The organism is Occallatibacter riparius (assembly GCF_025264625.1).
GTDB classification, from domain to species: Bacteria; Acidobacteriota; Terriglobia; order Terriglobales; family Acidobacteriaceae; genus Telmatobacter; species Telmatobacter riparius.
Genome location: NZ_CP093313.1, coordinates 6509914 through 6528904 on the forward strand (window position 1 = coordinate 6509914; position 18991 = coordinate 6528904).

An 18991-nucleotide genomic window follows, 5' to 3' on the forward strand; every position below is an offset into this window, starting at 1 on the left:
CACCTTTTTCGCGCAGGAACGCTCTGGCGGCTGGGTTGGGTTCGTGGTTTCCCAAGTCCCAAAACCGGGGACCTGGGGCACCCATCTCCGTGGTGGAACTAGCGGTCGAAAAGGAAAGCTCTCAGCCTTCTTCGGCTTCGCGGAGTTTGGCGATTACGGTGAAGTCTTCGAGGGTGGTGGTGTCGCCTTTGATTTCGCCGTGGGTGGCCAGCTCGCGGAGGAGGCGGCGCATGATCTTGCCGCTGCGGGTTTTGGGTAAGGCTTCCGTAAAGCGAATGTCGTCTGGGCGGGCGAGGGCGCCGATTTCTTTGGCGACCCACTTTTTCAGCTCGTCCTTGAGGGCGTCCGACGGCGGGTTGCCGCTTTCGAGAGTGACGAAGGCGGCGATGGCCTGGCCCTTGAGGTCGTCGGGGCGGCCGACGACGGCGGCTTCGGCGACCTTGGGATGGGCGACGAGGGCGGACTCGACTTCCATAGTGCCGAGACGGTGGCCGGAGACGTTGATGACGTCGTCGACGCGGCCCATGAGCCAGAAGCAGCCGTCGGCGTCCTGGCGCGCGCCGTCGCCGGTGAAGTAGCAGCCGGGGACATCGGACCAGTAGGTCTTCTTGTAGCGCTCGGGGTCGCCGTAGATGGTACGGGCCATGGAGGGCCAGGGCTTGCGGATGACGAGCAGGCCACCGGAGCCCTTGGGAACCTCATGGAAGTTGCCGTCTGCGTCGGGCCGGGTGACGACTTCCGCCTGGATTCCGAAGAAGGGGCGGGTGGCCGAGCCCGGCTTGGTGGGGATGGCGCCGGGGATGGGCGTGATCATCATGGCGCCGGTTTCGGTCTGCCACCAGGTGTCGACGATGGGGCAGCGGTTGTGGCCGATCTTCTCGCGGTACCACATCCAGGCTTCAGGGTTGATGGGCTCGCCGACGGTGCCGAGGAGGCGAAGGGAGTCGAGCTTGTAGTTGTCGATGAACTGGTGGCCCCACTTGATGAAGGCGCGGATGGCGGTGGGGGCGGTGTAGAAGATGGTGACCTTGTGGTCGTCGATGATTTTCCAGAAGCGCGAGAAGTCAGGGAAGTTGGGCGCGCCCTCGTACATGAGGACGGTTGCGCCGTTCTGGAGGGGGCCGTAGACGACGTAGGAATGGCCGGTGACCCAGCCGATATCGGCGGTGCACCAGTAGACGTCATTTTCCTGGAGATCGAAGACGTACTTGGAGGTGAGGTAGGTCTGGACCGCGTAGCCGCCGGTGGTGTGGAGGAGGCCTTTGGGCTTGCCGGTGGAGCCGGAGGTGTAGAGGACGTAGAGGGGATGCTCGGAGTCGAGGGGCTCGGCGGGGCACTCAGTGGGGGCATTGGCGACGAGATCGTGCCACCACCAGTCGCGACCGGTGACCATATGGACGGGCGAGCCGGTGCGCTTGTAGACGATGACGTTTTTGACGGTGGGGCAGGCGGGCATGGCTTCGTCGACGGTGCGCTTGAGCTGAATCTCGGTGCCGCGGCGGTAGCTGGTGTCCTGGGTGATGATGGCGACGCAGGAGCAGTCGTTGACGCGATCGGCGATGGCGTTGGCGGCGAATCCCCCGAAGATGACGGAGTGCACGGCGCCGATGCGGGCGCAGGCGAGCAGCGCGATGGCGAGCTCTGGGGTCATGCCCATGTAAACGGCGACGCGATCGCCCTTGTGGATCCCCATGACCTTGAGGGCGTTGGCGAAGCGCTGGACCTCGGTGTGGAGTTCAGCGTAGGTGAGGCGGCGGACTTCGCCGGGCTCTCCTTCCCAGAGGATGGCGGTCTTGTTGGCGCGGGCGCCGAGAGCGTGGCGGTCGACGCAGTTGTAGGAGATGTTGAACTGGCCTCCGACGAACCACTTGGCCCAGGGCAGATCCCACTCGAGGACTTTGTCCCACTGCTTGAACCAGTGGAGTTCTTTGGCGGCGCCGGCCCAGAAGGTTTCAGGATCTTCGATGGATTGCTTGTAGAGGGTTTCGTACTCTTCGATGGACTTGATGTGGGCGTGGGCGCTGAACTCGGCGGGAGGAGGAAAGATGCGGTCTTCGCGAAGCGTGGAATCAAGATTCTGCAGGCCAGCAGCGGGAGTGGAAGACATATATGCGTCCTTTTTTGTAGGGAAAGAAGACTCCGTGCGCGAATTCAGGACAGCGCGCTTGCGAGAGTACCGTGTGGGTCACACTTTAACGATTTTGGGGTGGGGTGGGCAAGCACCTGACTGCGCCTGCGGCGCCATCCGTGCCTGCATGGAGGTTCGCGGCTTTCCCACCCTTTCACAAAAGGACGCGAAAGGATGGGGCACGGAAGGTTTGCACGGAGCGGTGGTGGCTCAGCCGCGGATCAGGTTAGAAGCGGTATTCGACGCCGATGCCGCCGCGGCCGTTGAAGGTGCGGTGCGGCGAGTTGCTCTGCTGCGGGGTGTTGTTGCGCAGCGAGAAGGACGCGCCGATGTAGTCGCCCGAGGCGCGGACGCCCCAATGCTTGTTTTTGAAGATGTGCTCGAGGCCAACGCCCGGGCCGCCGGCAAAGGAGAGGTCGGGGGACATGTTTTCACCGCCCGTGTGCGCGACGCCGAGGAGCGCGCGGGCGAACAGGTTCCAGTTTTCGAAGATGGGCGCGTGCAGTTCCGCGCCGCCCATGATGTGGTAGACAGTGGGATCGCCGGGGTTGCCGGACTGGAATGAGCCGAAGTAGTAAGCACCGTCGGCTACGGCTCCGAACCAGCGGCCGAAGTTGCGGGTGTATTCAATGTTGGCGCCGACGAGGCCGTAGCGCGACTGATTGACCTGGTTGATGCTGGTGTAGCTCATGCCGGCGTAGACCACGTTTTTGGGCTCATCGGACGTGGGGCGCGCGGGGCGATCGGGGGCCACCTGTGCGGCCACGGCCAGAGGCATAAGGACGGCCGGAACCGCCAGTATTGAAAAAAGCCACTTCCTCATCAATGTGTAAATCTCCTCAATAAACCGCGAACATGCTTTCGGTTCGCGTGCGGCCCGCGCCGTGCGTTCGGGTCCCCAGCGGTGGAATGGAACCGCTCGAGGGCCCTGTTGTGAATCGGTACGTTCATAGACTACCTTCTGACACCTGCTTCCACGAAGAGCCTGGGCGGGCTTTGTCACGGGGCGGCGACCGCCTGAACGGGCTGGCTGAGGGGGACGACAGGTGGCGCTTGCGCACCAACGGTGACGGGCGCTCCGCCGCGCAGATAGGGCTCGATGACTGCGCGATGCTGCCAGTCGAGCTTCCATCCGTCTTCAATGGCCACGACGGTGTATTGGCCGGCGGGGACATCGTTGAGCGAGAAGCTGCCGTCGGAGTCGGACTGATCGCGCCGGACTAGCGCCGGGTAGGCGGTGCGCGCGGCGGGGACGAGGACGATCATGGCTCCGGAGAGGCCTTTGCCGTTTTTCTTTGCGATGCCCTGAACGCGCGTTTGCGCGCTGCTGAGCGTTACGGTGACCTGCACGGGGCGATCGCGCACGACGATTTTGTTGCCCGCAGTGACGACGCCGCCGATCGACGTGGCCACGACGGAGAGCGTCTGCCGGGAGCTGCCGGCGGCAAGGTTCCAGGTGCCGGGAGGGACGGCGTTCATTTCGAATCGGCCTTTGTTGGCAGTTGCCTGCGCGGGAGGATCACCTTCCTCAGACGCGAGGACGAGGGCTATGTCATCAGGAGGGGGGCCACCGCCGGCCATGACCACGGTGCCGGAAAGCGCGAGCATGGGCGCACCGGCGCTGGGATCGAGGTCGACTTCAGAGGTGGCGTTCACGTTGAGGCGGCGCGGCGGATCGCCAAGTTCTACTTCATAGGCGCCCGGGGCCATACCGCCAATGTCCCAGGTACCGGTGGCGGGGCCTTCGGCGATTTCGCTGATCTGCGAGCCGATGGTGTTTCCGAAGACTTTCTGGTGGAGCGCGAGACGGGGACGGCCACGCGGCCAGCCGGTGAGCGGGACCGTGAAGCGGACGGCGGGCACGGTGTGGAGGTTAATGTCAGCCTGGACGCGGTTGCCCCATTCGAGGGTGATGGGAGTGGAGGCGTTCTCGTCGATGGTTGAGTCGTAGTAGGTGATGGGGTAGGCGACGTCGAGCGCTGATTGATCTTGCGATGATTGGTTTTGCGCGCCGGCGCGGAAGCGGCTGGGGTGCTGCGCGAACCAAGGCTCGCCTTTCACAGCAATGTAGTACTCACCTGCGGAGAGGTCGCTGAATTCGTATGCACCGGTGTCGTCGGTCTGCGTGCCGGCGATCTGCTGGACGTGGCCATTGTTTTCGCCGGCGACGGCGCGCTTGAAGAGCATGACCTGCGCGGACTCGACGGGATCGCCGCTGTCGCCGGTGACGACTCCGCGGAGCACGGCGGCAGGGGGAAGGCGGAAGAGGAGATTGGCGGTGTCCTGTCCATCGCCGGTGACGATGGCGGAGTTGAAGTTATCGTGCTCATCGAAGAAGGACGTGCGGTAGCCGCGGCGGGCGGCGCTGAGGGGGTATTTGCCGGCGGAGAGGCCGGTGAAGGAGAAGTTGCCTTCGGCGTCTGTGATGGTGCTGGCTTCGACCTTGTAGTCCTCAGAGGTGAGGACGCTGACGATGGCGCGCGGAACGGGGTCGTTGGTGATGGAGTCGACGACACGACCGGCGATGCGGTAGCCCGCGGGCTGGGTTTGAGCAGGAAGGGTCTGCGCGAGCGGGGTGACGGCGCAGAGGAGAACGGCAGCGACGAGGGGGAGTCTCACTGGGCGGGGACCTCCAGGACGAGGTCAGTGTTTGCGCCGGGCGCCACAGTGACGGGCTGGCCGTGGTACTGGGCGAGCACGTCGCGATTGCGGTATTCGAGGTTTACGGGAGCCGCGAACGCGTAGACGTGATAGCTGCCGGGAGTGAGGCTGGTGAAAGTGAATGAGGAATTCGTGGAGGCGCGGAGGGTTTGGCTTGCGGCGTCGGCGGTGGTGTCGAAGTCGGGGACGAGGTAGATGGTGTAGCTCGGCTCCTCGCCTGCGGTAAGTCCGGCGGCGGTGGAAGGGAGGCTGACTTTGAGGTTGCCGCAGTTGTCGCGCAGGTTCAGCGTGAGGGGAGCGGTTGCGCCGCCCTGTCCTACGACGAGCGGCTCGCGGCCGAGATTGGAACTGCCGGCGGTGAAGGAGTCTTCGCAGAGAGACGAGTCGGCGATGATGGTGTGGACCCAGTACTTGCCGGGGGCGGGCGGAACGGTTTCGATGGCGCCGGGACCGGAGCCCTGCGCGAAGACGCTTTGCATGCCGTCGTTGAGCGGGGATGCCTGAGCGATTTCTACGAAGACTTCGCCGTTGTGCCCGGGGACGCCGGAGGTGCCGCCCTGCGCGGTTCGGGTGACCATGACCTGAAGTGAGCCGCCGACCATGGGTCCGACCGCAATGCGCTTCGTGATGTCGCGACCGGCGACTGTGACGTCGGCCTGGCCGGCGAGCGAGTCCTGGACGCGGATGCTGCCGCGCTGATGCAAATTGGGGCGCATTGCGGAAACGCGGATGGTGTAGCTGCCATCGGGCAGTCTTACGGATAGCTGGCCGCTGTCGGGCTCGAGGCTGGGGCCATACGGGACCTGCTGACCTTCTGGGCCGAGCACCTCAGTGTTGATGAAATTGCCTGGGGTTTTGGCGCGGAGTTCGGCGGGGAGAACGACGGTGGCGTTGACTGCGTGGAAGGCCTCGAGCGGCAGGTTAATGCCGGCGTCGGATTGCTCGCCGCCTTCGAGATGAAAGTGCGCGGCACCGGAGAATTCGCGCGCATCGGGGAAGTAAATTTCGGGGTAACCGTTGATGCGCAGACGGGCGCGGTTTGGGTTGGGCGTGGAGTTGTCGGTGGGTGATGCGCCGAGGTCGATGACTACGGCTCCGTTGTTGCCGGAGAGTTCGGCTTCAGGCGCGGGACCGGCCTTCACGACGTAATCACCGTCGTCGAGATGCGCAAAGTGGAAGTTGCCATCGGCGTTGGTGCGCGTGCCGTTGCTGTTGCGCCATGAGGCACGGCCGTTGTGGATCTGGCGCTGGAGGAGCGTGACGCCTATGTTGAGAGCGACGTCTCCGGTGGAGAGCTCAATGTGGCCGCGAATCGAATTGGTGGGCCGCATGGAAAACGTCAGAGCTGGAGTGTTCGAGGTGATGTAGACGTCGTGCGTATATCCGCGCAGGTCACGGAGGATCTGGCCTTTTTCCGCGCCGGCTGCGTCTTCGAATCCAGGCTTGGTCAACATGAAAACGTTGGGGCCCTGAGGCAGGCCGGAGATCTCGAAGCGGCCGTCTCCGTCGGTGAGGACTGCCTGGCCGGAGCCGCCGTTGATCTGCACGAGCGCGCGCGGGAGTGGCTCGCCGCTGGCGGCGTTCATGACCACGCCGTGAACGCTGGCGGCTGTGCCGAGGGGGGCGTTGGAATCGGTGGGTGGGGTTTGCTGCGCGGACGCTGCGAGGGACACGGCGAGGAGTGCGCATAGGAGTATGCGCGCCTGCCACGCTGTGGGCTGAGTTGTTATCCCGAGGGCCACGCTTTCATTCTGACGGGTGAGGGGCGGGAAAGGCATGCGTTGGTGGAAAAATTCGGAGGTACAGAAAGAAAGCAAAAGCAACAGCAACAGCAACCACAGATCCTTCGCTGCGCTCAGGATGACAAATCCGTGTTTGGGATGGGTTCGTCAAAAGCGGGTTCTTCGCTGCGCTCAGGATGACAAAACTGTGGGGAGTTGGGTGATGCGATAGACTGGCCCGTTCGCGCGCAGTGGAGAATATGCGGGTTTGAGTCACTCACAGCGTGGTGATTCGAAGTGCTTTGGGCGCGAGACATATTTCGTGATTGAGTTTGGAGTGAGTGTGAAAACTGCAGTCCTTTTTCTTCTTGCCTCTTCGGTTGTTGCCTCGGCCCAGCAGTACACGCGTGGACTGGGAGTGTATCCGGGCGATCCGAAGCAGTACGACGGGCCCTCGCTGGTTGTAGACGCGACGACGTATCGCAATCTTGCGCTGCATAGGCCGGCGTATCAGTCGAGCGCATACGACTATAACCTCACGGCGCAACTGGCGACGGACGGGATCAAGGAGACTGCGCCGCCGTTGTGGGTGGTGACTTCGACGAGCGACCGCGGGGTGCTGCCGAAGGCTGAGCGCGAGGCGTTTCTGGATGAGGGCGTGGTGTCGTCGGTGGATGTTGCGGGCGAGCACCCGTGGGTGCAGTTCGATGTGAAGGGCGCGCAGCCGCCGGAGATCGACCACATGGATGTGGTGCTGCGGAAGATTTACGCGGCGGCTCCACAGGGTGGATGGACGATTGTGGTTGCGGGGTCGGATGACGGGGCTGCATGGAACGAGGTGGGGCGATTCACGGGCATTGATTTTCCGGGGAGTCATGATTCAGAGCCGAGCTTCACGGTACCGGTGGTGTTTCCGGCAGCCGTGCATTATCGCTCGTACCGGCTGACATTTTCTGCGCCGAACGTGAAGAAGTGGGGCGTGGCGGATGTCGATCCTTCATATAAGGGTCGGCGTGTGTATGTGGCGGGGCCGCAGGTGTTCACAAGCGCTTGGATGAGCGCAGGCGAGGGCGAGGAATGGGTGTCCGTCGACCTGGGTGCGCCGTGCACGTTCGATCGCGTGGCGTTGACGTGGGTGAAGCGTGCTGCGGAAGGGTCGATTCAGGTTTCAGATGACGGCGTGAAGTGGCAGACGCTGCAGGCGCTGAACGGGAACGACGATGTGCGGCTGGCGAGTGCGGCGCATGGGCGCTGGGTGCGGGTGCTGATGACGAAACCTGCGGAGGCGGGCGGGCACTACATTCTGAGCGAACTTGAAGTGTATGGACGCGGCGGGCCGGTGGCGCGGGCGCAGGCGGCGGTGGCTGCGGGGAATGATGGATCGCTGACGCTGACGCGCGGGGCATGGCGCGTGGAGCGGGCTTCGCAGGTGACGGCGACGGGCGAGCAGTTGTCGGAAGCGGGATTTGCGGATGCGAGCTGGATGGTGGCGACGGTGCCAGGCACGGTGCTGACCAGCTATCTGAATGATGGCGCGATTGCCGATCCAAATTTTGGCGAGAACCAGTACGTGGTTTCGGATTCTTATTTCACGGCGGACTTCTGGTATCGCGATGAATTTACGGCGCCGGCATTGGCAGTGGGGCGTCATGCGTGGCTGAACTTTGATGGCGTGAACTGGAAGGCGGAGGTTTATCTCAACGGGCAGAGGCTTGGCGCGATCGATGGCGGATTCATGCGCGGGAAGTTCGATGTGACTTCGCTGCTTCATCCAGGGGCGAAGAATGCGCTGGCGGTGCGGGTGCTGAGGAATGCGCATCCGGGCGGGACGAAGGACAAAGAGGGCGACTCGCCGAATGGTGGCGCGCTGGGTCTGGACAATCCGACGTATCATGCGTCGATTGGATGGGACTGGATGCCGACGATTCGCGGACGGAATACGGGCATCTGGTCGAACGTGATGCTGACGCAGACGGGCGCGGTGACGATCGAGAATCCGCTGGTGACGACGACTCTGCAGCTACCCGATACGTCGCATGCGGATGTGACGATTGCGGCGCGGTTGAGCAATGAGGAGGGCAAGACCGTTGCGGGCACGCTGCGGGTGAAGTTCGGCGATATTACGGTGGAGCAGCCGGTGACGCTGGAGGGCGGCGCGAAGACTGTGACGCTGTCGCCGGAGACGAATCCGCAACTGCGGATTTCGAATCCGAAGCTGTGGTGGCCGAACGGATATGGCGATCCGAATCTGTATCCGGTGACGATCAGCTTTGTTGCGGACGGCAAGGTTTCGGATACGACGAGCTTCAAGGCGGGGATCCGGCAGTTCACATATTCAGAAGAGGGCGGCGCGCTGAAGATGTGGATCAACGGGCGGCGGTTCATCGCGCGCGGAGGCAACTGGGGATTTCCGGAATCGATGCTGCGGTACCGGCAGCGCGAGTATGACATTGCGATGCGCTACCACCGCGATCAGCATTTCAACATGCTGCGCAACTGGGTGGGGCAGACGGGCGATGAGGCGCTGTATGACGCGGCCGATCGCTACGGCATTGTGGTGTGGCAGGATTTCTGGCTGGCGAATCCATGGGATGGGCCGAATCCGGAGAACAATGCATTCTTTCTTGCTGGGGCACGCGATTACGTGCTGAAGATTCGCAATCATGCTTCGGTGGGTTTGTATTGCGGACGCAATGAGGGGTTCCCGCCGAAGTTTCTGGATGATGGACTGCGGAGCATGGTGGCGGAGCTGGAGCCGAACTCGCATTACATTTCGAGCTCGGCGGATGGACCGGTGGAGGGACGCGGGCCGTATCGCGTGGAGCCGCTGCGCTACTACTTTGAGCACACGCCGCCGAAGTTCCACAGCGAGATTGGAGCGCCGAATGTGCCGGAGATGGCGATCATGCAGCGGACCCTGGATGAGAAGGGTATGTGGCCGGTGGGGCCGGAGTGGAGGCTGCACGATTTCTATCCGGACAATCCGTTTGAGACGGCGGTGGAGAAGGATTTTGGCGGAGCGAAGAGCGCGGCGGAGTTTGTGGAGCTGGCGCAGTTCGTGGATTACAACGCGTATCGCGGGATGTTTGAGGGGCAGAGCAAGAATCGGCCGGGGGTGCTGATCTGGATGAGCCATCCAGCGTGGCCGTCGATTTTGTGGCAGACGTATGACTACTTTTTCGACACGGATGCGGCTTATTTTGCGGCGAAGCATGCGAGCGAGCCGCTGCATATCCAGTGGAACGCGGCAGCGGATACGCTTGAGGTTGTCAATTACAACGCCGGGGATCAGACGGGGCTGACGGCACGCGCGGAAGTGATCGATATCGACGGCAAGACGAAATGGCAGCAGAGCGCGAACCTGGACAGCAAGGAAGACTCGACGGAGTCGCCGTTGAAGATGCAGTATCCGGCGGGGTTGGCGCGGACGCATTTCATCCGGCTTACGCTATTGAAGGGCGATAAGGTGCTGAGCACGAATTTCTATCTGCATGGGAATGCGGAAGAGGATTATGCGGGGATTCGAGGGCTGGCAGCGGCGAAGGTTGAGATGAAGACGCACATCACGCAGACGGGGTCGACGTGGCATGTGACGGCGGAGTTGCACAATGCGTCCGCGACTCCGGCGTTGATGGTGCGCGTGAAGGTGGTGCGGGAGAAGTCGGGCGATCTGATTGCGCCGGCGTTGTATGACGATAACTATGTTGCGCTGATGCCGGGGGAGAAGCGGAATATCCAGGTGACGTTCGAGGATGCGGATACGCGAGGGGAAAAGCCGCGGGTGGTGATGGAGGGGTTCAATCTGGAGGCTGCGCGGCATTGATGGATGCCGGGTACAGCAGATTCCCTTCGGGAATGACAGCAAGAAAGCAAAAGCAAGAACAACCGCAGATTCTTCGCTGCGCTCAGGATGACAAAGTTGTGGTTGGATTGAATCCGTCAGGAGCGGGTGGTTGCGCGGTGGATTGGTGCGCAACCACCCGCTTTCTTGCGCTGCTTACGAGTACGGGCTTAGGCCTGTGTGTAGTCCATGTTGGCTAGGTCGGTTAGGAGGCTGGGGCCGGTGGGAGTCCAGTTGAGGGCCTGGCGGGTTTTGGCACTGGAGGCGGAGATGTCCCATTGCACGAAGCGGCTGAGCCAGCCGAAGTGCGCGTCGGCCTCTGCGGGCGTGAGTGAGACGGCGGGCATGTTGAGGCCGCGGGCGATGGTTTCCGCGATGTCGCGCGCGGGGACGCCTTCCTCGGCGACGGCGTTGTAGCGGACGTTCCCTTCCCCTTTTTCGAGGGCGAGGTGGTAGAGGCGGGCGACATCGTGGACGGGTGCGGCGGCCCAGCGATTGCGGCCCTCGCCGACATAGGCGACTATTCCCTTCTGGCGGGCGATCTGAATGGTGTAAGAGACGAGGCCCTGTTTGCGCGTATCGTGCACCTGCGGGAGTCGGACGATGACTACGCGCACGCCGCGGTCATTGAGGGCTTGAGCGGATTCTTCAGAGGCGGCGCGAGGGACTACCGTCGAGCTGACTGGCGGGTCATCTTCCGTGGTGATCTGGCCGGGCTTGGCGGTACCCATCGCGACTCCGGACGTGACAAGGAACATGCGATTGGAGCCGGCGAGGACGTCGCCGATGGTTTCGATGACGCGGCGGTCGGTTTCGCAGTTTTCGACGAATTTGGAGAAGTCGTGGTTGAAGGCGAGGTGAATGACCGCGTCGGCATTGGCTGCGCCAGTGCGGATGCTTTCGAGGTCGTAGATGTCACCGCGATGGACTTCTGCGCCTGCGGCCAGCAATTGCTGGGCGCCGGAGTCGCTGCGGGAAAGGCCGAGGACCTGGTGGCCGGCGGCGAGGAGTTGCGGGACGAGGGCGGAGCCGATGAAGCCAGTGGCGCCGGTGACGAAGATGCGCATAGGTATGTCCTCCTGGAAACTGTTTTCCGAGCCTGATCGCCGCTTGACTGCGGAGGCGGTGCGGGCTAAAACGGAGACAGGCTCCGGATAAGTAGATAAGCGGAGGCAGTCTCCGGTTTCAAGTTTTTTCGCACATGACAAAGAAGCGTTCTCAATCCGTGGAGAAGATGCCGCCGCGTAAACTGCGCACCGATGCGGCGCGGAATCGCGAACGGCTTTTAGAGGCAGCGAAGGAGGCCTTCACGATTGCTGGCGCGGAGGCCAGCCTGGAGGATATTGCGCGGCGAGCGGAGGTGGGCGCGGGGACGCTTTACCGGCATTTTCCGACGCGGGATGCGCTGATTGAGGCTGTGTACCACAGCGAAGTGGAGAAGCTTGCGGCGGCAGCGCAGAACTATGTGGAGGAGATGGCTCCGGTGGAGGCGCTGCGAGCATGGATGCTGCTGTTTGTCGATTACATTGCGGCCAAGCACATTATTGCGCCGGCGCTGAACTCGGTGGGGGGCGGGGCTTCGAGGCTGTATGAGGGGTCGCGCGGGCAGGTCCTGGGAGCGATCGACGGGCTGTTGAAACGCGCTGTAAAACGGGGCGAGATTCGCAGGGAGGTTGAGGCGCAGGATCTTATCGGAGCGCTGGTCGGGCTCGCGCACTTTGCACCGGGGGCTGAGTGGAAGAGGAGCGCACAGCGGCTGGTGGAGTTGCTGATTGCTGGGGCGCGGGTGAGGTGAAACCGCGGCGCGTGGAGTTCGTGCTTTCCCACCCTAAACGCAAACGGCGCGTTTAGGATGGGGCACCCGGGATCATAGGCAGATACGCAACGGGAAAAGCAAAGGCAACAACAACCGCAGATCCCTCGCTGCGCTCGGGATGACAGGTCTGTGGAGGAGCGGGGTTATTTGGCGGAGGCGGCGGGGAGGGTGAAGAAGAACTTGCTGCCGCGGCCGAGGGTGGATTCGGCCCAGATGCGACCGTCGTGCTGCTCGATGATGCTGCGGCAGAGAGCGAGGCCGAGGCCGGTGCCGCCGAGAGGGCGCGAATCGGATGCGTCGCCCTGTTGGAAGCGATTGAAGATGTGCTCGAGTTTCTCCGGGGGGATTCCCTGCCCCTGGTCCTCAACGGACAAGCAGATTTCTTTGTCGCCCAGCGGCTGGGCGGAGAACTTGATCTGCGTGTTGCGCGGGGAAAACTTGATGGCGTTGGAGACCAGTTCGTTGAGCACCTGAAGGATGCGGTCTTCGTCGGCGATGACGACGGCGGGGACGGCTTCGATTCGGAAGGCCATGCCGGCCTCGGTGGCTGCTGAATACGCGACTTCGGCGGCGCGGCGCAGCAGGTCGACGGCTTCGACGGGGACGCGGCGCAGCGGCAGGTGGCCTTTTTCGACCTTGTCGAAGTCGAGGATGTCATTGACGAGGCGGACGAGACGATCGCAGTTGGCGATGGCCATGTCGACCATCTGCTTCTGCTTGTCCGGACGCTTCTCGAGTGAGCCGGAGGAGATGAGTCCAAGTGCCGCGCGGAGTGAGGTGAGCGGCGTGCGCAGTTCGTGGCTGACGGTGGAGATGAATTCGTCCTTCATCTTCTCGAGGCGTCGGCGTTCGGTGATGTCCTGGAAGGCGACGACCATGCCGGAGATGCGGCCGTCTTCGATGAGTGGGCTGGCGCTGTACTCGACGGGGATGGAGGTGCCGTCGGCGCGCCAGAAGACTTCGTCTGCCATGCGGACGGATTCACGACGTCGCATGCCCTGCAGGATGGGGCTGGTGACCTTGGAGTAGGGCGTGCCGTCGGCGTGGCTGTGATGGATGACTTCGTGGACATCGCGACCCGTGAGCTGATCGGCCTGGTAACCGAGGGCGCGGGCGCCGGCCTCATTGATGAAGGTGAGGCGGCCGTCGAGGTCGATGCCGTAGATGCCGTCGCCAACAGCTTGCAGGATGAGTTCGCGCTGGCGGGTGGCGAGGTGCAGAGCCTCTTCGGCTTCGTGCTGCTCGGTGACGTCGACGCCGTGATTGAGGATGAAGGGGCGCTCGCCGCGGAGTTCCATGCGACGGCTGCGGAAAGCGATGCGGCGGTAGACGCCGTCACTGCGGCGCACGGGAATGGCTCCCTGCCATTCGTCCTTCGTTTGCAGAGCGTGCAGGCATTCCTGGAAGGTAAGGGCGCCGGTTGAGTCGAGGAGTTCCGCGATGGAGCGGCCGGTGAGGTCTTCGACACGATAGCCGAGGGTTTCAGCGGTGAAGGCGTTGAGCGAAGTGAGGCGGCCTTCCATGGTGCAGGTAAAGACGAAGCCCAATGAGCCTTCGACCACCTGGCGGTAGCGGGCTTCACTGGAGAGCAGAGCTTCTTCGGCCTGGCGCTGGTCGGTCACGTCCTGACCGCTGACGATGACGTACTGAATTTCGCCGTTAGGGCCCTGGAGCGGGCGCAGGGTCCAGCTCACGCGACGGGTTGAGCCGCCGGGAACACGCCACGTGGTTTCGTGCGGACCGGACACCTGTCCCGCTGCTGCCTGGCGCAGGATGCCCACGGCCCATTCGCGATCTTCAGGCTCAAGCACTTCATCGACGAACAGACGGCCCGCGGCTTCGGCAAGGCTCATGCCGGTGAGTTGAGCGCAGGACTGGTTGAAGCGAACGATGCGGCCGGCGGTGTCGAGAACGGCGACCAGAGCGGGGATGGAATCGAGGGTAGCGGCAACGAAGCAGCGCTCGACGGCCAGGGCGCGCTCGGTACGGTTGCGGGCACGCTGTGCGTGCTCCTGCGCGCGAATGCGGTTGTACAGCTCGAGACGCGTAGTGGCCTGCCGCCCCAGAATGTCGAGCAGCGTGAGGTGCTCGCCCTGGAACTGGCCTGGGTTGTGGGCGAGCAGAGCCAGCGTGCCAACAATCTTCTGATCGGCGGAGATGAGAGGGACGCCGGCGTAAGAGCGGCAGGGCCTTGCGCCGGGGAGTTCGATGCCTCCCTGAGGAAAGCGAACGTCCTGGGCGGCGTCGGTTATCAGCAGAGATTGGCCGGTAGCGAAGACGACGTTGCAGGCGGAAGTAGCGCGGGGCTGCTCGGCCGCATTGAAGCCGTAGCGCGACTTGAACCAGAGGCGGTTCACGTCAGGCCAGGCGATGTAGGCATAGTCGGCGAGGCTCAGCACAGCCGCCAGTTCGGTGAGCTCATCGAGCGCGGGGTCTGGACTGCGATCGAAGACGTCGAAATCCGGCGGCCACGACACCGACGCCACGTGCTCCGGGTGCTGATAGCTCTGCATAATGCCGCCCATAGTTTGGTCCGCGATCACTCTTACCAGTATCCGCTGAAGGGAAAACGGAGACATTGTCACGAAAGCAGCATGGACGCGGCGCTTGCAATCCCACACCAGTAATCGAGGAATCAATTACTTAGCATGCGATCGGTAATCTGGATCACCAAAAGGGGCGTGAATGTGGGTATTTGAAGGTTTCTGCGTGTGGAAAAGCGGAGGCCAAATTGCGGCAGACGGGACAGTTGCGCTCGAAAAGAATTTCCGGATGTGCAAACGACGAGGTGGCGATGCGCCGGTAATGGAATGGATGCAATCAGCTGGTCGGGATGCGGCAGCAGTCGCCTGAGCCGGCGGGCTCGTTGGCGCCGGCATCGAGGACTACTTTCCAGGAGCCATCTTTCTGCTTGCGCCAGATGGTCATGTAGCGGCCGGAGGTGGTGACGGGGTTTCCGTTGGCGTCTTTGCTGTGGCCTTCGAAGTGGCCCCAGGTGTAGCCCATGTCGCCGGAGGGGCCCATGGAAGCGTCGGTGGGGGTCCAGGTGAGCTGATAGGTGGCGGGCGACCAGTTGGCGGAGCGCTCGATGGCAACTTTGCCGACGACTGGGGCTGCGCCGTTGCCCAGGGTGACGCCATCGTCTGCGAACCAGGCGGCGAAGCCGGCTCCGCCGCGGGCGGCGACGTCTTTGGCGAATTTAGCTTCGAGGTCGAAGAGGAGGGACTTGCCCGCGTTCATGGAGGGGTCGGCGAGCGGATTGGGCGTGGCGGCGGGGGCGGAGGGCTCTAGCATTTGCGCGCGGGTGAAGTGCGCACTTAGGGTTGCTGCTGCTAAGGCGATGATGCCGATCCTCATTCGGTTCCTGCTCACGTTGTGAACCCTCGCGTGGAATCTGACTCCATCGTAAACCGGCGGGCGGCTTTGACAGGTTGGCGGAATGGCCAGCCTCGTTAGCGGGGGCTAAAGCCCAGGTTCAATCAGGGGAGCGGCGAGCGGGCTGCCTGAAGGCAGCCCCTGATACGAAGCGAAATCCCGCTTTGTGTATCTGACGCGAGTGAGGCGATGGGGCGGGGGCTAAAGAGTTCTCGGAAAACTCCGAGGACACGGTGAAGGCGCAAGAAAACCATGCCTCAGGGGCTGAAGCCCGCAATCATTTTGCTGGATTTACGGCACGAATAAATTCGCGCCCCTTCAAAACAGAGGCTCAATTCGGGTTTTTCCGAGGCCTGTATACGGCGCTGAGGAAAGCTACACTGGCTTCGCGATGCGGATCACTTGTCGGACGACGCTGCTGTTGATTTTTGTGCTGGTGTGCATGCCGGTATTTGCGCAGACGAAGGATGCTCTGCACGAGGGCTTCCTCAATCCGCCGGATGATGCGCGGCCGATGATGCGGTGGTGGTGGTTCGGGCCGGCGGTGACGAAGCCCGAGTTGAAGAAAGAGCTGGAGATCATGCGCGACGCGGGGATCGGCGGGGTGGAGATTCAGCCGGTGTATCCAATGGCAGTGGACGATGCGGCAAAGGGGATTCGGAACCTGCAGTATCTGTCGCCGGAGTTTCTGGATGCGGTGGGGTTTGCGAACAGGACGGCGCGCGGGCTGGGGATGCGGGTGGATATCACGCTGGGAAGCGGATGGCCTTATGGGGGGCCGAAGACGACGGTGGACCTGGCGGCGGGCAAGCTGCGGGTGGTGCGAGTGCCGCTTGATGGTCCCGAGGCTGGTTCTGGGGGGCCGCAGCTACGGCCGGGGGACAAAATCATCAGCGTGGTGGATGGCAGCAAGCTGGAGACCGAGCTGGCGCGCAGGCTTGAACTTGCCGTGCCTGATCCGAATCATCCGGTGAACGCCAGCAAAGTGTATTTCATCGCGGGCCACACGGGGCAGCAGGTGAAGCGGGCGGCGTTTGGGGCTGAGGGCAATGTGCTGGACCACTTCAGTCGTGCGGCTATCGACGAGCATTTGCAGGATGTGGCCAAGCCGCTGCTGAAGGCGTTTGGGGATGAGCCGCCGTACTCGGTTTTCTCGGATTCGCTAGAGGTGTATGGGGCAGACTGGACGGAGAACCTGCCGGAGGAGTTCAGGAAGAGGCGGGGGTACGATCTGATTCCGCATTTGCCGGAGTTGGTGGCGGGCGGTACGTCGGAGGCCGAAGCGGTGCGGCACGACTGGGGCAAGACGCTGGATGAGCTGATCCGTGAGAACTACCTGACGCCGCTGGCGGAGTTTGCCGCGGCGCATCACACCCAGTTCCGGTCGCAGACGTATGGGGATCCGGCGGTGACGCTGGCGGATCAAGACGTGCCTCAACTGATTGAAGGCGAGGGGATGCAGTGGCGGAAGTTCTCGTACACGCGGTGGGCGACTTCGGCGGCGCATTTGTATGGGCGCGATGTGGTGTCGGCCGAGACGTGGACGTGGCTGCACTCACCGGCGTTCCGGGCTACTCCGCTGGATGTGAAGGCCGAGGCGGACAGGATGTTTCTGCTGGGCGTGAACCAGTTTGTGGGGCACGGGTGGCCATATTCGCCTGAGTCGGCGGGAGAGCCGGGGTATGCGTTTTATGCGGCGGCGGTGTTCAACCAGCACAACCCGTGGTCTCCTGTGATGCCGGATGTGATGCGCTACCTGACGCGGGCGAGCTGGCTCCTACGGCAAGGGAAGCCGGCGAACGATGTGGCGATTCTGCTGCCGGAGGATGATGCGCAGGCGGCGTTCACGCCGGGGCACGTGTCGATTGCGGATGAGATGGAGAAGCGGATTCCGCCGCGGCTGATGGAGGAGGTGCTGGATGCCGGATACAACGTGGACTTCATCGATGCGGCGACGATTGAGAAGCTGGGGACGGTGCCGTATCCGGTGTTGATACTGCCGCCGGTGGAGCGGATACCGCTGAGTGCGTACAGGAAGATTGAGGCGTATGCGAAGGCGGGCGGCAAGGTGATTGCGGTGGGGGAGACGCCGTCGCGGGCGCCGGGGTTGATGGAACAGGGGGATTCGGCGGAGATCCAGCTGATCTCTTCCCGGATGTTCAAAGGTGATGGCCGCACAGGAAGCTTCCTGAGCTCAGAGTCCGAGCTGGGGGCTGCACTGCACAAAGCACTTGCTCCGGATCTGGATGTGACGGGGCAGACAGCGGGGCTCGGATTCATTCATCGGAGGCTCGACGATCGCGATGTCTATTTCGTTGCGAACACGAGCAATCAGGCGATTGATGCGAAGGTGCGATTCCGGTCGGACAAGCGCCACGTGCAGACGTGGGACCCCGAGGATGGGGTAGTACATGGGGATGTGCGGGTGGATGGGTCGCAGCGGTTGACCCTGCGGCTCGAGCCGTATGAGTCACGCGTCTTTGTGCTCAGCGCGAGTTCGCGGCCGGCGACTCCCGACAAGTTTTTGGGGCCTTCACTGGCGCTCGTGCCGGTGGAGAACCTCAGCCGCGACTGGGACGTATCGTTCGTTGGGCCGCATGTTTATCGGGGTCATCTGGATTCGCTGGTTTCGTGGACCAGAATGCCCAACCACGAGTTCTTTTCGGGTGAGGCGGTGTACACGCGGAACTTCAGCGTGCAGGAGCCCGGGAACAAGGTGCTCCTCCTCGATTTCGGTGAGGGGAAGGCGATTGCCGACGATCGGCCGGCGGGGGCGGATGGGATGCACGCGCTGCTGGACCCGCCGATTCGGGAGGCGGCAATTGTGTATATGAATGGGAAGCGGGCGGGGGCGTTGTGGCATCCGCCGTACCGGCTGGATATCACGGGGCTGGTGCATGCCGGTGAGAATCGCCTGGAGATTCATGTGTTTAACACGGCGATGAATGAGCTGGCGGGGCAGCCAAGGCAGGATCTGACGGAGCTTCGGGCGAAGTATGGGAACCGGTTCGAGCCGCAGGATCAGGAAAAGATCAAGCCGGTGGATTCGGGGCTGCTGGGGGCGGTTCGGCTCATGACGGCGCCGGTGCAGTGAGGTGCTTCTCTTCCCCGGCACCTGCGGTGCGGCCACCGCGCCTTCGGCGCCAATCTCGGCTGGGTGGGATTGTCGACACGCGGCACGGTGTGAAGAGTAGATTTCCTACCGAAATGACAGAAATAAAGGCAAAAGCAACAACATCAGCGGGTTCTTCGCCTTCGGCTCAGAATGACAAGTTTGTGGGGGATCGAAGCGCTTGATCAGGGTGTGAGGGAGGGGTGCGGCGCAAGTCGTAGATTGGTATACTCTAAGTTGGCAGAACCTGCGAGAAAATCCCCGCGCGTCGGGGCTTTTTTCTTGCCGGTCCGGTTGGAGATGAGCGGAGCGGCATATACTCATCGCCGGATGCCAG

Annotated in this window: 10 protein-coding genes; 3 read left to right on the forward strand and 7 right to left on the reverse strand. The window is 62.8% G+C overall.

Annotated elements, in window-relative coordinates:
- Positions 1-121 precede the first annotated feature (121 nt).
- From acs to MOP44_RS26635, 4 genes are all read right to left on the reverse strand, one after another.
- Complete coding sequence (acs, locus tag MOP44_RS26620; RefSeq protein WP_260793607.1) at positions 122-2107, reverse strand: acetate--CoA ligase; 1986 nt, start codon at positions 2105-2107, stop codon at positions 122-124.
- Between the two features lie 247 nt (positions 2108-2354).
- Positions 2355-2951 carry a hypothetical protein gene (locus tag MOP44_RS26625; RefSeq protein WP_260793608.1) on the reverse strand — a complete coding sequence of 199 codons (597 nt, stop codon included), beginning with the start codon at positions 2949-2951 and terminating at the stop codon, positions 2355-2357.
- Positions 2952-3127: 176 nt separating this feature from the next.
- Positions 3128-4747, reverse strand: a complete 1620-nt coding sequence (locus MOP44_RS26630) for a carboxypeptidase regulatory-like domain-containing protein (protein ID WP_260793609.1) — start codon at positions 4745-4747, stop codon at positions 3128-3130.
- A complete protein-coding gene (locus tag MOP44_RS26635; protein ID WP_260793610.1) occupies positions 4744-6531 on the reverse strand; it encodes a carboxypeptidase-like regulatory domain-containing protein in 1788 nt (595 codons plus the stop codon). Before MOP44_RS26635 ends, MOP44_RS26630 begins: the two co-directional genes overlap by 4 nt.
- Positions 6532-6853: 322 nt before the next feature.
- Here MOP44_RS26635 and MOP44_RS26640 point away from each other — a divergent pair, with 322 nt between their 5' ends.
- Complete coding sequence (locus MOP44_RS26640; protein ID WP_260793611.1) at positions 6854-10333, forward strand: glycosyl hydrolase 2 galactose-binding domain-containing protein; 3480 nt, start codon at positions 6854-6856, stop codon at positions 10331-10333.
- A 188-nt stretch (positions 10334-10521) separates the two neighbouring features.
- Here the strand turns inward: MOP44_RS26640 and MOP44_RS26645 are convergent, their stop codons facing one another.
- The gene (locus MOP44_RS26645; RefSeq protein ID WP_260793612.1) at positions 10522-11418 is read right to left on the reverse strand and encodes an SDR family oxidoreductase; all 897 of its coding nucleotides are present in this window, start codon (positions 11416-11418) and stop codon (positions 10522-10524) included.
- 134 nt (positions 11419-11552) lie between these two features.
- On the opposite strand from MOP44_RS26645, the gene MOP44_RS26650 reads away from it, so the two are divergent.
- The gene (locus tag MOP44_RS26650; protein ID WP_260793613.1) at positions 11553-12146 is read left to right on the forward strand and encodes a TetR/AcrR family transcriptional regulator; all 594 of its coding nucleotides are present in this window, start codon (positions 11553-11555) and stop codon (positions 12144-12146) included.
- 164 nt (positions 12147-12310) lie between these two features.
- Here MOP44_RS26650 and MOP44_RS26655 read toward each other — a convergent pair whose 3' ends face one another.
- Positions 12311-14710 carry a PAS domain S-box protein gene (locus tag MOP44_RS26655; RefSeq protein ID WP_260793614.1) on the reverse strand — a complete coding sequence of 800 codons (2400 nt, stop codon included), beginning with the start codon at positions 14708-14710 and terminating at the stop codon, positions 12311-12313.
- Positions 14711-14987: 277 nt separating this feature from the next.
- Positions 14988-15524: a YybH family protein gene (locus MOP44_RS26660; RefSeq protein WP_260793615.1), complete on the reverse strand. Its 537-nt coding sequence runs from the start codon at positions 15522-15524 to the stop codon at positions 14988-14990.
- A gap of 409 nt (positions 15525-15933) precedes the next feature.
- On the opposite strand from MOP44_RS26660, the gene MOP44_RS26665 reads away from it, so the two are divergent.
- On the forward strand, positions 15934-18636 hold the full coding sequence (locus tag MOP44_RS26665; RefSeq protein WP_260793616.1) for a glycosyl hydrolase: 2703 nt from the start codon (positions 15934-15936) through the stop codon (positions 18634-18636).
- The last annotated feature ends 355 nt before the right edge of the window (positions 18637-18991 follow it).

Coding starts and splice junctions, on each gene's coding strand:
- MOP44_RS26650 (WP_260793613.1), top strand. CDS start 11,553: ATGACAAAGAAGCGTTCTCAATCCGTGGAGAAGATGCCGCCGCGTAAA.
- acs (WP_260793607.1), bottom strand. CDS start 2,107: ATGTCTTCCACTCCCGCTGCTGGCCTGCAGAATCTTGATTCCACGCTT.
- MOP44_RS26665 (WP_260793616.1), top strand. CDS start 15,934: ATGCGGATCACTTGTCGGACGACGCTGCTGTTGATTTTTGTGCTGGTG.
- MOP44_RS26625 (WP_260793608.1), bottom strand. CDS start 2,951: ATGAGGAAGTGGCTTTTTTCAATACTGGCGGTTCCGGCCGTCCTTATG.
- MOP44_RS26645 (WP_260793612.1), bottom strand. CDS start 11,418: ATGCGCATCTTCGTCACCGGCGCCACTGGCTTCATCGGCTCCGCCCTC.
- MOP44_RS26660 (WP_260793615.1), bottom strand. CDS start 15,524: ATGAGGATCGGCATCATCGCCTTAGCAGCAGCAACCCTAAGTGCGCAC.